The following is a 13643-nucleotide window of genomic DNA, read 5'->3' on the forward strand; positions in this document are numbered from 1 at the left end:
CCGGCTTGGCCGGGTCGGTCTTGGTGTACTTCAGACCGGCCAGAGCACGCCAGACGTTCGGCGAGACGATGCCGTTCTGGTCCAGCTCCTTCGACTTCTGGTACGCCTTGACGGCCTTCTCCGTACCGGAGCCGAAGACGCCGTCGGCGCTGATCTTCAGCTCCTTCTGCAGCGCCTTGACCGCGTCACCGGTGGACCCCTTGCGGATCTTGGTGGTGAGGTAGGGCGCGAGGTCCCCACCGGGGGCCGACTTCGCCGGGTCGGTCTTCGTGTACTTCAGACCCGCCAGGGCACGCCAGACGTTCGGCGAGACAATACCGTTCTGGTCCAGCTCCTTCGACTTCTGGTACGCCTTCACGGCCTTCTCGGTGCCGGAGCCGAAGACGCCGTCGGCGCTGATCTTCAGCTCCTTCTGCAGCGCCTTGACCGCGTCACCGGTGGACCCGAGGCGGATCTTGGTCTTGAGGTAGGGCGTGAGGGCACCGCCCGCATCGTCCCCACCACGCGGCGGGATCTTGCCGAGCTTGACCATCTGGTCCCAGGTCGCCTGGTCGAGGATGCCGGTGACCTTGATGCCGTTCTTCGACTGCCAGGTCTTGAGCGCCTCACGGGTCGCCGGACCGAAGACCCCGTCCGCGGAGACGCCGATGACCTTCTGGGCCAGCTGCACGTCGGGCCCGGAGGCACCTTCGCGCAGGGTCGGGTAGCTCGTCGGGTCGGGCAGGGGCGCCGGCGGTCCGCCGGGTCCCTGGGTCACGCCGGTCCAGGCCACACCGGTCCACCACGACGTGCGCTGCATGGCGCCGTCCCAGCTGAAGCTGAAGTGGATGTGGTCGGTGTGCGGGCTGGCGCCGTTGTACGGCCGCCAGCCGGCATCCATCTGGTAGGTGCCCCAGATCTGACGGTTCCAGATGATGTACATGACGCCGAATCGGCGGGCCATCGCGGCCGGCCGCCCTTGGGAGTCGGGGGCCAGCAGCCAGGAGATGACGCCATCGGCGACCGCCCGCTCGTGGGGGTCGTAGGCGTTGAGCATCCAGTCGAGAGCGCGTCCCTCGGAGTGCTCCGTCAGTCCGTAGTTGCACGCCCGCGAGATGCCGTAGTTGAACTCGTCGTAGTGGTTGGCCATGAGCCGGGCGAAGGCGGTGACGCCGGGCTTCGGCGTCGGGTCGCAGACCGACTGCGGGATGTAGGGCGAGGCCACGTCGAGATCGCGGGGCAGGTTCTTGTTGGTCGGCGGCGGGGGTACGTCCGCGCTCCTGGCCACGGCAGCGCCGCCGACGGGGAGGGTAAAGGCGGGGATGAGTGCGGCGCCGACGAAACGGACAGAACGTGACACGCGGGGAGCTCCTTGTGTGGACGCGGGCAGGGGAACCCGATCAGGGCAGTGGGTCGCCCCCTCGAGTCACACCAGTCACGGCAGCACCGAAGGTCACGATCCGTCACTCATGTTCCACCCACCACACACGTCCCGCTAGACCCACGAGATGTATTACGTCCCTGTAGTTCACTCCTCGTGACAGTTCGTGACCCCCGCCCGGGCTGTCGCCACGCGACCCCTTCGCACTGGATTGGTGTGACCTGACCACACCCACGACCCCACGGGCCGGCCGCTACGGTGACCCCATGGACAAGGTCGTCTCCTCACCAACCGAGGCCGTCGCGGACATCTCCGACGGTGCCACGTTGGCAGTGGGCGGTTTCGGGCTCTGCGGGATCCCGAGCGTGCTCATCGCCGAGTTGCAGGCGAAGGGGGTGGGTGACCTGGAGTGCGTGTCGAACAACTGTGGTGTCGATGACTGGGGTTTGGGCCTGCTGCTGGCCGGTGGTCAGATCCGGCGGATGGTCTCCTCCTACGTCGGGGAGAACAAGGAGTTCGCCCGGCAGTACCTCTCGGGTGAGCTCGAGGTGGAGCTGACGCCGCAGGGCACCCTCGCGGAGAAGCTGCGTGCTGGTGGTGCGGGCATCGCCGGCTTTTGGACCCGCACCGGTGTCGGGACGCAGATCGCCGAGGGTGGCTTGCCGTGGCGCTACGACCAGGCCGGTGAGATGGTGGTCGCCTCCCCCGCCAAGGAGACGCGCAGTTTCGCGGTGGCCTCGCGCCGGGCCGACGGGTCGACGGTGACCGAGGAGCACGAGTTCGTCCTCGAGGAGGCCATCGCCACCGACTTCGCTCTCGTGCGCGCGTGGAAGGGCGACCGGCACGGCAACCTCGTCTTCCGCACGACCTCCCGCAACTTCAACCCCCTGTGCGCGATGGCTGGTCGGGTGACGATCGCCGAGGTCGAGGAGCTCGTCGAGCCCGGCGAGCTGGACCCTGACGCGATCCACCTGCCGGGCATCTACGTCCAGCGGGTGGTCGAGCTCATCCCGGAGCAGGCCGCGGACAAGCGGATCGAGAAGCGCACCATCACCCCTACTCGTGACTCGTCGAAGGAAGGTGTCTGACATGGCGCTCACCCGTGAGCAGATGGCCGCCCGTGCGGCTGAGGAGCTGTCGGACGGTGACTACGTCAACCTTGGGATCGGGTTGCCGACGCTCGTGCCCAACTACGTGCCCGACGACGTGGAGATCGTCCTGCAGTCCGAAAACGGGATCCTGGGTGTCGGGGCCTACCCGAGTGAGGAGGCCGTGGACGCCGACCTGATCAACGCGGGCAAGGAGACGGTCACCCTGCGCAAGGGCGCCTCGATCTTCGACTCGGCCACCAGCTTCGGGATGATCCGTGGCGGCAAGGTCGACGCGGCCATCCTCGGCGCGATGCAGGTCGCGGCCAACGGTGACATCGCCAACTGGATGATCCCCGGCAAGATGGTCAAGGGCATGGGCGGCGCGATGGACCTGGTCCACGGCGCCAAGAAGGTCATCGTCCTCATGGAGCACGTCGCCAAGGACGGCTCCCACAAGATCGTGCGCGAGTGCGCCCTGCCCCTGACCGGCAAGGGCGTCGTCCAACGGATCATCACCGACCTGGCCGTCATCGACGTCACCGACACCGGACTCGTCCTGCGCGAGCTCGCCCCCGGCGTCACGACCGAGGAGGTCGTCGAGCGCACCGGCGCGCAGCTGCGCGTCGAGCTCGACTGACAGGGAGCGTCAGGAGTCGCGGACCCGCGCGAGCGTCGTCGAGGTGACCCGCGATGAGGGGCCCACGGCGCGGATGCTCGGCCACTGCGGGCTGCGCTGCACCTGGACGACGACCTGCGCAGGCGGTGCCGTGCCGACGATGAGCACGGGCTCGCCATAGGCCGCGGCGATCGCCGGGTCGCTCGTGCGGGTGCTCGTCGACCGCGCGAGCGACACCCGGGTCGCGGAGTAGCTGTTGCGGAAGTACTGGGCGATGCCGGCCGAGATCTCCGCCGAGCTCGTCCCCGCGAGGCGTGACGGGCTGAAGCCGGAGGCACTCAGGTCGCTCGAGACGGCGGTGGGGATCCGACTGGAGGACCCGATGATCCGCACGCTGCGCACCCGGGCGCGCTGCAGCGCCGCCTTGGCACGTGGCCCGACCGCGGACCGGCTCGCCCAGACGATCGGCTCGCGTCGGGTGCCGGCGACCGCAGAGAAGGCTCCGGCCTCGGGCACCGTCTCCTGCGTGGCAACGGCTGCCCGCGTGATCGGCCCCTGCGCGGCCATGAGGTCGACGATCGCCGCCGCGGTCGCGTCCTGGTCGCTCATCCCGACCCGGGTCACGGTGATGCCCCGGGCACGCAGCTCGGTGATGACGGAGGTGTTGATCATCGGTCCTCCACCGACGACGTAGGCGCGCGTGATGCGCCCACCCCGGCGGTCGAGCTCGGTGCGGGTCGCGTGAGCCAGCCGGGTCGTGCCGCTGAGCAGCAGCGGCGCCCGCAGCGACCCCGCGAGGGGCCGGGCCATGACGAGGTGGGCGACATGCGTCTGCGAGGCGGGGGCGATGACGACGCTCGTGGCCGTCGACGGCGCCGAGCGGGCGGTGGCGGCGGCCAGGTCTGCCGGCGTGTCGCCCGTGACCCGCTCCCCCGGTCGCCGGGTCGACGCCGAGGAGAGACCGAGGGCGCGTCGCATGTCGTCGCCCCGCAGCGTCTTCGTCACCCCGGCCGATGAGGTGGCGCGGGCCCAGCGGACGGAGCCGGCGCTCGTGCGCTCGGACAGGTCGAGGGAGCGGACGTCCGGTAGACCGAAGGCGGTGGCCACCTTGGACCGCGGGACCTCGGTCGTCCAGCTCCGCCGCGGGTTGTCGCTCTTGGTGCTCCACGGGTCGGGCACACCGCGCAGGTAGGGCACCGGGGCCCCGCCCCAGATGTCCTCGTTGTTGACCGTGTGGCCGCCGGAGGATGACGAGTAGAGGGCCTCGATGACCTGACCCCCGTAGCGGGGTACGTAGCCGGTCGTCGAGCTGCCGCCCGCGGCGACCGCGGCGCGCCACCGCGGCCATGCGCTGGCCTCGCTGCCCGTGGGCACCGCGCCGTAGACCTGGTCGGTGATGCTGTCCTGCACGTGGCAGGCGCAGGCCGATCGTACGCCGCCGGCCACCTTGCGCAGGGCGTACGCGCGAGCTGCGGCCGCCTGCGTCTCGAGCGCGGCGTCCGGCCACGACCACGGCACCTCACGCACCTGGTCGAGGTACTCGTCGGCCAGACGCAGGTGCAGGACCCCCTCGAGCGTCGCGGCCCCCGGTGTCGGCGTGATGACGAAGGGAGCATGGGCGTATCGCTTGCCGCCGAGCGAGAGATCCGTGCGTGTCTGGTCCCAGGTGATGGAGACTGCCGAGCCCGTCACCGACGCCGGCGAGCAGCCAGAGCACGAGGCGACGACCGACGAGCCGCTGCGTCGCAGGGAGACGCTGCGGCCCGCGGCGGCCCTGAGCGTGCTCGACCCGGCCGTCACCGTGAGGGTGCCACCGCCGCTGGAGCGGGCGAGACCGCTCACCGCGGTCGTGCTCCGGCCCCGGACGATGTTGACCCGGATCGTCTGGGTGTCGGGGACCGCGTCGTAGGTCGTGCCCGCGTAGTAGAAGCCGAGGATCTCGCGTGCGGAGCGCCCCGCCTTGGCCTGGGCGAGGGCGCCGTACTGGCTCATGCCGACCCCGTGACCGAAGCCGCGTCCGGTGAAGCTCCACGGCGAGGTGTCGACCGACTGGGCGGCGGCCGTCGCGGGAGCAGCCGCAGCACCGTGGGCCGAGCCACCACCGATCGCGATGACGCTCACCGCCGCCACGACGACGCGGGTCAGGACACGACGATGCTCACGGACGACTCCCATGGGGGGATTGTCCTCGCGTCAGCGCTCCTGCGGAAGTCCGGCCGACAGGTGTCGCGGACTCGTGATGAAGCCCAGCCCCCAGGCCCAGTGCATCGTGGCGATCGCGAGGGGAACCCGGGCCCGCACGGCGGGCTCCTCCCCCTTCGAGATGGCGATGCCACCGACGGTGACCGCGGCCAGGTAACCGGCGGGGACGATCCACGCGGGGCGCCAGACGGCGCCGACCAGGGTCGCCGCCGTCGTCCCCGCCACCATCGCCGGCGGCGCGAGGTAGCGCGCGTTGGCGGTGCCACGGTGCAGCCGGGCGACGACCCTCCGCCAGCGGCCGTAGTTGAAGTACTGGTCGGCGAGCGCCCGCACGCTTGAGCGGGGCCGGTAGGTGACGACGAGCTCGGGCGTGAACCACACCCGTCCGCCGGTGGACCGGATGCGGTGGTTCATCTCCCAGTCCTGGGCCCGCGCGAAGTGGGGGTCGTAACCACCGACCCGCTCGAGGGCGGAGCGGCGGAAGACGCCGAGGTAGACGGTGTCGGACTCGCCGGCCTCGCCACCGACGTGGAACCGCGCCCCGCCGACGCCCAAGGGGCTCTTCATGGCACAGGCGATGGCCCGCTCGAGCGGGCTGCGCCCCACGGCGTCCATGATCCCGCCCACGTTGTCGGCCCCCGTGGCCTCGAGCACCTCGACCGCCCGGCTCAGGTAGTCGGTCGGGATCTCCGCGTGCGCGTCGACCCGCGCGACGATCTCGCCCGTCGAGGCGGCGATAGCGGCGTTGAGGCCCTCAGGAGTGCGGCCGGAGGGGTTGGGCACGGTGCGGACCCGGGTGTCCTCCGCGCTCAGCCGAGCGGCGATCTCGTCGGTGTCGTCGGTCGACGGGCCGAGTGCCAGGACGAGCTCGAGCTCACCGGGCCAGTCCTGCCCGAGGACCATCGCCACGGAGTCGGCGATGTGGCGGGCCTCGTTGAGCACGGGCATGACGACGCTGACACGGGGGGACACGCGCTCCAGTATGGACAAGGTCACGGTGGGCGCCCCGCGGACGCGCCGTCGTCGTCCTGCGACCTGCCAGCCTTTGCTCCTATCCTCCTTGGCATGCCTGATCGCCCCACCAGCCCGCGACGCCCCGACGACGGGCGCGACGACGACGCGATGACCTTCGACATCCGCAAGGGTCGCCGCGGACGCGACGAGGCGCGGGCGATCCCGACGGGCAAGAGGGACCGCCCACGCCGCCCGTCGTCCGGCGAGCGCGCCGCGGCCTCGTCCGCGATGGGCGGCTCCGGTGCCGCCCGTCGGCCCCGCGACCCGTCCGGCGCAGCCCGCCCGATGCCCACCCGGCCGGCCGCGACCGGCCCGCGCACGACACCGCCTCGCCGGACCACCGACGAGCCCCGCACCCGCGTCATGCCGGCGGGGACGCCCCCTTCGCGCCCTGCCCCGGAGCAGGCCGCGACGACACGTCGACCGGCTCCCCCGCGTGACGGCGGACCCCGCCGGCCGGGCGGTCCGGGTGGCCCGGATGGGCGCCCGCGCCAGGGGGCCCCCAAGCCGCGCCGACGCAACCCGTTGCGGACCTTCGGCGCCTTCGTCCTCGTCCTGCTGCTGCTGTGGGGCGGCAGCATGGCCTGGGCCGTCAACTCCGCGTGGAGCGAGGTCGGCCGCGTCGATGCCACCCCCGAGGGTGACCGGCCGTCGAGCGAAGGGCGCAACGTCCTGCTCGTCGGCAGCGACGCCCGCGACGGCATGACCCCCGAGGAGCGCAACCGGCTCGGCACCGGTCACGACACCGGAGGCGCCCGCACCGACTCGATCCTCGTCCTGCACACCGGCGGCGGGGAGTCGACCCTCCTGTCGATCCCGCGCGACTCCTACGTGGAGATCCCCGGCAACGGGATGAACAAGATCAACGCCTCCTTCAGCATCGGCGGCGCCAAGCTGCTCGCGCAGACGATCGAGCACAACACCGGGCTGAAGATCGACGGCTACATGGAGATCGGCTTCGGCGGCTTCGCGACCGTCGTCGACGCCGTCGGCGGCGTCAACATCTGCGTCAAGAACGACATGAACGACGAGAAGGCGCACATCAACCTCAAGAAGGGCTGCCAGGTCCTCGACGGCAAGAACGCCCTCGGCTACGTGCGCGCCCGCTACTCCGACCCCGAGGGCGACCTCGGTCGCGCCAAGCGGCAACGGGAGTTCCTCGGTGCGCTCATGGGCAAGATCGCCACCCCCAGCACGATGCTCCAGCCGTGGAAGGTCCACTCCCTCGGCACCGAGACGGCGGGCGCGCTGACCGTCGGCCAGGACGACTCGCTGCTGGGCACCGCGCGGGCGATGTGGGCCTTCCGCAGCATCGCGAAGGGGGACGGCAACTCCGTCACCGTGCCCGTCGCCAACAACAACCTGCCGACCAGCGTCGGCTCCGCGGTCCAGTGGGACGAGGCCCAGTCGACGAAGCTCTTCGAGGACCTGCGCGCCGACCGGCCGATCACGGTCGAGCCGGGCGACGGCTGACAGCTCCCTGAGGAGGCCGCGCGACCCCTGACGGCTCCCTGAGGAGGCCCGCGCGACCCCTGACGGCTCCCTGAGGAGGCCGCGCGACCCCCTGACGGCTCCCTGAGGAGGCCGCCCCGCGGCCGTCTCGAAGGGCGCTCCTTCAGTCCTCGACGAGCAGTACCACGAGGGTGCGCGGGCCGTGGACACCCTCGACACGACTGAGCTCGATGTCGCTCGTCGCGCTCGGCCCGCTGATCCACGTCTGCGGGCGCTGCGGGTCCAGGCGACGGACGGCATGCGGGACGTCGGGCACGACCTGACTCGCCCGCACGATGACGACGTGCCGGTCGGGCAGCAGGGTGAGGGCTCGACGGCCCTGGCCCTCGGCGTGGTCGAGGACCACGGTGCCGGTCGCGGCGATGCCGGCCGCACACGTGGTGACGACGCTATCGAAGCCCTCGATCCCGTGGTCGTCGGCGTCGCCCGTCGACACGGCGTCCTGCCCCAGCCGGTCGACGACGGCCTCACGGACGGCGCCCGGGACCCCGTCGGGCACGATGACCCGCTCGGCTCCGCGCAGGGCGGAGAGCACCTGCACGGGCACCTCGGAGGCACGGCAGCGCACGACGGTGGCCCGGTAGTCGCTCACCAGCTCGGCGAAGCGGTCGAGCACCTGGGCGCGGTCGACCGGCGGCAGGGTCGGCTGCGCCCCCGCGGCGGGGATCGGCTCGGCACCGCGGACCGCCTCGCGCACCGCCGCCAGGATCTCCTCACGTGCGGCGCTCATCGCGACCTCCCCTGCCACCACTGCCGGAAGGACTGCCGAGGTGGGACGGGCATGTCCCGCGCCTGCGTCCACTGGCGCCCCACGGAGGGCAGCCAGCCGAGCACCGCTCGGCCGGAGGCGTTGTCGCGCCGGCTCACGCGGCTGAGGACCCGCCCGGCGAGACCGCTCGCGCGCTGCCCGAGGGCGAGCCGGCGCGCATCGGCGAAGGCCCAGGCGGTCGCCTTCATCGCGGCCGCCTCGGGCTTCGGGACGCGGTCGTCCCGGTGGGCGTCGACGACCTGCGCGCGCAGGTCGACGAGGACGGTCGGGATGTCGATCTTCACCGGGCAGACCTCGTAGCAGGCACCGCACAGGCTGGAGGCGAAGGGGAGGGAGTCCACCTGGTCGCTGTGCCCCACGCCCTTGAGCAAGGGGTTGAGGATCGCGCCGATCGGTCCCGGGTAGACCGAGCCGTAGGCGTGGCCGCCGGTGCGCTCGTACACCGGGCAGATGTTGAGGCAGGCGGAGCAGCGGATGCAGCGCAGCGCCTGCCGGCCGACCTCGTCGGCGAGGGCCCTGCTGCGGCCGTTGTCGAGGAGGACGACGTGGCACTCCTGCGGCCCGTCCCCTTCGGTCACCCCGGACCACGTGGAGGTGTAAGGGTTCATCCGCTCCCCCGTGCTCGAGCGCGGGAGCAGCTGGAGGAAGACGTCGAGGTCGTCCCACGTCGGGACGACCTTTTCGATCCCGACGACGCTGACCAGCACCTCGGGCAGCGTCAGGCACATCCGGCCGTTGCCCTCCGACTCGACGACGACGAGGGTCCCCGTCTCCGCGACGGCGAAGTTCGCCCCCGACACCGCGACCTTCGCCCGCAGGAACTTCTCCCGCAGGTGGAGCCGGCTGGCCTCGGCGAGGGCCGCCGGGTCGTCGGTGAGGTCGTCGGGCGCGGGGCGCCCGACCTGCCCCATCTCCTCGAGGAAGATGTCGCGGATCTCGGTGCGGTTGCGGTGGATCGCGGGCACGAGGATGTGGCTCGGCAGGTCGTGCCCGAGCTGCACGATGAGCTCGGCGAGGTCGGTCTCCCACGCGGAGATGCCGCGGGCCTCGAGGGCCTCGTTGAGCTCGATCTCCTGGGTGGCCATGGACTTGACCTTGACCACCTCGTCGACGCCGTGGGAGGCGGCGATGTCACCGACGATCTGGCAGGCCTCCTCCCCCGTGCGGGCCCAGTGAACGGTGACGCCGCGGGCGGTCAGCTGCTCCTCGAGCTGCACGAGGTGCTCGTCGAGCCCGTGGAGGGCGCGGTCCTTGATGTCTGCGGCCCGCTGACGCAGCCCCTCCCAGTCGTCGAGCTCGCCGATGACGTCGGCGCGCTTGGCGCGGATGGTGCTGGTGGCCCGGTGGAGGTTGGCCCGCAGCTGCTCGTCCGCGAGGGCGTGGACAGCAGCCTCCGGGAAGGGAGGCATCCCGAGGAAGGTGGTCTGCGTGTCGGCGCTCATGCGTCCTCCTCGGTCGCGGCGAGCACCTCGGCGAGGTGCATGGTGCGCACGCCCGCCCCCTGCCGGGAGAGGACGCCGCCGATCTGCATGAGGCAGGAGGAGTCCCCGGCGACGAGCACCTCGGCGCCCGACTCGATGGCGTGGGCCGCCTTGTCCTGCCCCATGGCGGCGGAGACGTCGGCGTTCTTCACGGCGAAGGTGCCGCCGAAGCCGCAGCACTCCCGCTCCTGCGGCAGCTCACGCAGCTCGAGGCCGCGGACCGCCTCGAGGAGCCGTCGTGGCCGGTCCCCGACCCCGAGCATCCGCAGCGAGTGACAGGTCGGGTGGTAGGCGACCGAGTGCGGGAAGGATGCTCCGACGTCGGTGACCCCGAGGACGTCGACGAGGAACTGCGACAGCTCGTGGGCACGAGGTCCGTGGCGCTCGACCGCGGCGACGAGCCCGGCGTCGCCGGAGCGCCGCGCGATGATCTCGTGCTGGTGGCGGACGCTTCCGGCGCAGGAGCCCGAAGGGAGGACGACGGCGTCGTAGTCGGCGAAGGTGCTCGCGTAGGACCGCACGACGGGCTCGGCCTCGTCGAAGTAGCCGGTGTTGATCATCGGCTGGCCGCAGCAGGTCTGCGCCGGTGGCACGTCGACCTCCACCCCCAGCCGTTCGAGCAGTCGGACGGTGGCCTTCGCGACGTCCGGGAACATCGTGTCCCCGATGCACGTGGCCATGAGGGCGACTCTCATCTGACCTCCTCGACGGTGGTGACCTCCCTCGCAGGCTATGCCAAGATCCCGGCGAGTGAGGGGTGTCACACACCGGATACCGTGAGCGCATGGACAACACGCTGCAGAAGATCGGGGTCGTGGGTTGCGGCCTCATGGGCGCCGGCATCGCCGAGGTCTGTGCTCGGGCCGGCTCCGACGTCGTCGTCGTCGAGTCGAGCCAGGAGCGGGCCGACGCCGGACGAGGCCGCCTGGAGAAGTCGCTGCGCCGCGCCGAGGAGCGGGGCCGCCTCGAGCGCGCCGACGCCGTCCTCGAGCGGATCCGGGTCGTCACCGAGCTCGGTGAGCTCGCCGACCGCGACATGGTCGTCGAGGCCATCGTCGAGGACGAGGGCGCCAAGGTCGACCTCTTCAAGCAGCTCGACGAGATCGTCACCTCCCCCGACGCGATCCTCGCGTCCAACACGAGCTCGATCCCGATCATGAAGCTCGCGACCGTCACCAAGCGGCCGGCCAACGTCCTGGGCGTCCACTTCTTCAACCCGGTGCCGGTGCTCAAGCTCGTCGAGCTCGTCCCCTCGCTCATGACGGCGGAGGAGACGACCGAGCGGGCCCGCGCCTACGTCGACGGCGAGCTCGGCAAGCACGCGATCACCTGCCAGGACCGCGCCGGCTTCGTCGTCAACAGCCTGCTCATCCCCTTCATCCTCAGCGCGATCCGCATGTACGAGTCCGGCTTCGCGACCGCCGAGGACATCGACCAGGGCTTCGTCCTGGGTGCCGCCCACCCGCAGGGCCCCCTCGCCCTGGCCGACCTCATCGGCCTCGACACGACGATGGCCGTCGCCGAGTCGCTCTACGAGGAGTTCAAGGAGCCGCTCTACGCTCCCCCGCCGCTCCTGCAGCGCATGGTCGACGCCAACCTCCTCGGCCGCAAGACCGGCCGCGGCTTCTACACCTACGAGCAGTAGACCCAGGCGTGGGGGTGCCCCCGCGCGCTCCACGGACCGAGGCGTGCGGGTGGACCCGCGCGCATCACAGAAAAGTCCGGACTGCCCACGCGACGCGACGTCGACGTGAAGCGGTCCGGACTTTTCCGTGCGCGGTGCCACCCGTGCGCCGAGGCGACCCTGCGGGCCGGCCGGGTGACATTCCCCTAGGGAGATGCGGCCGGGCTGGCCGGCCGAGGCCGCATTTCCCTAGGGAGATGCGGCCTCGGCGAAGGGAGGTCAGCGCGCGGTCGGCAGACCCTTGAGCAGTTGGCGCGCCATGACGACCCGCTGGACCTGGTTGGTGCCCTCGTAGATCTGGGTGATCTTGGCGTCGCGCATCATCCGCTCGAGCGGGAAGTCACGGGTGTAGCCCGCGCCACCGAGGAGCTGGACGGCGTCGGTCGTCACCTTCATCGCGACGTCCGAGGCGAAGCACTTGGCGGCGGCACCGAAGAAGGACAGGTCGGCGTCGTGGCGCTCGGACTTGGCCGCGGCGACGTAGACCATCTGGCGGGCGGCCTCGAGCTCCATCGCCATGTCGGCGAGCATGAACTGGATGCCTTGGAAGTCGGCGATGTGCTTGCCGAACTGCTGCCGCTCCTTGACGTAGGCCATCGCCTCGTCGAGCGCCCCCTGGGCGATGCCGACGGCCTGCGCACCGATGGTGACGCGGGTGTGGTCGAGGGTGCGCAGGGCGATCTTCAGGCCCTCGCCCTCGGCACCGACGATCCGATCGCCGGGGATGCGGCAGTTGTCGAAGTGCAGCTCGCGCGTCGGGCTGCCCTTGATGCCGAGCTTGCGCTCCTTCTCGGAGAAGCCGAAGCCCTCGTCCGACTTCTCGACGACGAAGGCGGAGATGTTGTTGCCGCGCGGGCCGTCGGGGTCGGTGACCGCGAGGACGGTGTACAGCTCGGACTCGCCGGCGTTGGTGATCCACGCCTTCTGCCCGTTGAGCACCCAGTCGTCGCCGTCGCGGGTCGCCTTGCACTTCATGCCCGCGGTGTCGGAGCCGGCCTCACGCTCGGAGAGGCCGTAGCTGAAGCCCTCCCCCTTCGCCAGGCGCGGCATGTACCGGTCGTTGATCTCCTCGGACCCGCCGAGGATCACCGGCATGGAGCCGAGCTTGTTGACGGCGGGGATCAGCGAGGAGGAGGCACACACGCGCGCGACCTCTTCGATGATGATGCACACGGCGAGTGCGTCCGCGCCGACGCCGCCGTGCTCCTCGGCGACGTGGGCTGCGTGGAAGTCGGCCGCGATGAGAGCCTGGTTGGCCTCGCTCGGGAACCGGGACTCCTCGTCGACGGCAGCGGCGAAGGGCTTGATCTTCGCCTCCGCGACGGCCCTGACGGCCTCGCGGATCGCCTCGTGGTCCTCGGTGGTACGGAACAGGTCGAAGTCTGGGTTCGCGCTCACGGCCGTGATGCTACCGGCCATCACCTCGCTCTTGCACAGGTGTTCAACGCCAACACGCCCCCCGGTGGTCTGTCGCCTGCCCACACGGTCACGATCACGCGCAGGCCGAAGGGGGACCGCCGCGCGCAGGTCGAAAGGGGATGGCTGCGCACACCAAGCCGACGTCGGTCACGACACGGCGAGATGCCTGCGACACGAAGGACTTCGGCGGGCGCAGCCATCCCCCCTTCGACCGGAGCCGACCGAGCAAGGTCAGCTGTCGGTGCCGAAGAGGTCGCGGGTGTAGACCTTGTCGGCGACGTCGTCGAGATCAGGGGTGCGGCGGTTGGCGATGATGACGTCCGCCTCGTCCTTGAAGGCGCGGGCATCGCGGATGACGCGGGAGCCGTAGAAGGTCTCCTCGGTCAGGGCGGGCTCGAAGATGATGACCTCGATGCCCTTGCCCTTGAGGCGCTTCATGATCCCCTGGATCGAGGAGGCGCGGAAGTTGTCCGAGCCGGCCTTCATGATCAGGCG

General features: G+C 71.1%; 12 protein-coding genes. 4 read left to right on the forward strand and 8 right to left on the reverse strand.

Translation table 11 applies throughout. The features are described from left to right. Nucleotides 1-1339 (reverse strand): peptidoglycan-binding domain-containing protein (locus tag AB4Y78_RS15370; protein ID WP_441737284.1); only part of this gene is annotated, 1339 nt, incomplete at its 3' end. Nucleotides 1340-1626: 287 nt separating this feature from the next. Here AB4Y78_RS15370 and AB4Y78_RS15375 point away from each other — a divergent pair. Continuing rightward, the gene (locus tag AB4Y78_RS15375; RefSeq protein WP_441715285.1) at nucleotides 1627-2448 is read left to right on the forward strand and encodes a CoA transferase subunit A; all 822 of its coding nucleotides are present in this window, start codon (nucleotides 1627-1629) and stop codon (nucleotides 2446-2448) included. Between the two features lies 1 nt (nucleotide 2449). After that, nucleotides 2450-3088 (forward strand): CoA transferase subunit B, encoded by a 639-nt coding sequence (locus tag AB4Y78_RS15380; RefSeq protein ID WP_259909483.1) that lies wholly within the window; start codon nucleotides 2450-2452, stop codon nucleotides 3086-3088. 9 nt (nucleotides 3089-3097) lie between these two features. Here AB4Y78_RS15380 and AB4Y78_RS15385 read toward each other — a convergent pair whose 3' ends face one another. Both AB4Y78_RS15385 and AB4Y78_RS15390 read right to left on the reverse strand, forming a co-directional pair. Continuing rightward, entirely contained in the window at nucleotides 3098-5242 is a 2145-nt protein-coding gene (locus AB4Y78_RS15385) for a SpoIID/LytB domain-containing protein (RefSeq protein WP_259909482.1), read from the reverse strand. A gap of 18 nt (nucleotides 5243-5260) precedes the next feature. After that, a complete protein-coding gene (locus AB4Y78_RS15390) occupies nucleotides 5261-6241 on the reverse strand; it encodes a glycosyltransferase family 2 protein (RefSeq protein ID WP_265229881.1) in 981 nt (326 codons plus the stop codon). 93 nt (nucleotides 6242-6334) lie between these two features. On the opposite strand from AB4Y78_RS15390, the gene AB4Y78_RS15395 reads away from it, so the two are divergent. Continuing rightward, a complete protein-coding gene (locus AB4Y78_RS15395; protein ID WP_265229882.1) occupies nucleotides 6335-7756 on the forward strand; it encodes an LCP family glycopolymer transferase in 1422 nt (473 codons plus the stop codon). Between the two features lie 142 nt (nucleotides 7757-7898). On the opposite strand, the gene AB4Y78_RS15400 is transcribed toward AB4Y78_RS15395, so the two are convergent. Genes AB4Y78_RS15400 through AB4Y78_RS15410 form a run of 3 tightly spaced genes read right to left on the reverse strand, consistent with a single transcriptional unit; the run spans nucleotide 7899 to nucleotide 10740 of the window. After that, on the reverse strand, nucleotides 7899-8525 hold the full coding sequence (locus AB4Y78_RS15400; protein WP_441715282.1) for a LutC/YkgG family protein: 627 nt from the start codon (nucleotides 8523-8525) through the stop codon (nucleotides 7899-7901). Next, nucleotides 8522-10006, reverse strand: coding sequence for a LutB/LldF family L-lactate oxidation iron-sulfur protein (locus AB4Y78_RS15405; protein WP_306514069.1), 1485 nt, complete (start codon nucleotides 10004-10006; stop codon nucleotides 8522-8524). Before AB4Y78_RS15405 ends, AB4Y78_RS15400 begins: the two co-directional genes overlap by 4 nt. Continuing rightward, the gene (locus tag AB4Y78_RS15410) at nucleotides 10003-10740 is read right to left on the reverse strand and encodes a (Fe-S)-binding protein (protein ID WP_040881688.1); all 738 of its coding nucleotides are present in this window, start codon (nucleotides 10738-10740) and stop codon (nucleotides 10003-10005) included. Before AB4Y78_RS15410 ends, AB4Y78_RS15405 begins: the two co-directional genes overlap by 4 nt. An 89-nt stretch (nucleotides 10741-10829) precedes the next feature. On the opposite strand from AB4Y78_RS15410, the gene AB4Y78_RS15415 reads away from it, so the two are divergent. Continuing rightward, on the forward strand, nucleotides 10830-11690 hold the full coding sequence (locus AB4Y78_RS15415; protein WP_265229884.1) for a 3-hydroxybutyryl-CoA dehydrogenase: 861 nt from the start codon (nucleotides 10830-10832) through the stop codon (nucleotides 11688-11690). 258 nt (nucleotides 11691-11948) lie between these two features. Here the strand turns inward: AB4Y78_RS15415 and AB4Y78_RS15420 are convergent, their stop codons facing one another. Together AB4Y78_RS15420 and AB4Y78_RS15425 are read right to left on the reverse strand one after the other, a co-directional pair. Beyond that, nucleotides 11949-13127 (reverse strand): acyl-CoA dehydrogenase family protein, encoded by a 1179-nt coding sequence (locus AB4Y78_RS15420; protein WP_282071183.1) that lies wholly within the window; start codon nucleotides 13125-13127, stop codon nucleotides 11949-11951. Between the two features lie 252 nt (nucleotides 13128-13379). Next, nucleotides 13380-13643, reverse strand: a 264-nt coding sequence (locus AB4Y78_RS15425) for a UDP binding domain-containing protein (protein ID WP_441737287.1), incomplete at its 5' end; no start/stop codon positions are given.

The organism is Janibacter sp. RAF52, assembly GCF_052114035.1.
GTDB lineage: Bacteria > Actinomycetota > Actinomycetes > Actinomycetales > Dermatophilaceae > Janibacter > Janibacter hoylei.

Coding starts and splice junctions, on each gene's coding strand:
- AB4Y78_RS15375 (WP_441715285.1), top strand. CDS start 1,627: ATGGACAAGGTCGTCTCCTCACCAACCGAGGCCGTCGCGGACATCTCC.
- AB4Y78_RS15380 (WP_259909483.1), top strand. CDS start 2,450: ATGGCGCTCACCCGTGAGCAGATGGCCGCCCGTGCGGCTGAGGAGCTG.
- AB4Y78_RS15385 (WP_259909482.1), bottom strand. CDS start 5,242: ATGGGAGTCGTCCGTGAGCATCGTCGTGTCCTGACCCGCGTCGTCGTG.
- AB4Y78_RS15395 (WP_265229882.1), top strand. CDS start 6,335: ATGCCTGATCGCCCCACCAGCCCGCGACGCCCCGACGACGGGCGCGAC.
- AB4Y78_RS15400 (WP_441715282.1), bottom strand. CDS start 8,525: ATGAGCGCCGCACGTGAGGAGATCCTGGCGGCGGTGCGCGAGGCGGTC.
- AB4Y78_RS15405 (WP_306514069.1), bottom strand. CDS start 10,006: ATGAGCGCCGACACGCAGACCACCTTCCTCGGGATGCCTCCCTTCCCG.
- AB4Y78_RS15410 (WP_040881688.1), bottom strand. CDS start 10,740: ATGAGAGTCGCCCTCATGGCCACGTGCATCGGGGACACGATGTTCCCG.
- AB4Y78_RS15415 (WP_265229884.1), top strand. CDS start 10,830: ATGGACAACACGCTGCAGAAGATCGGGGTCGTGGGTTGCGGCCTCATG.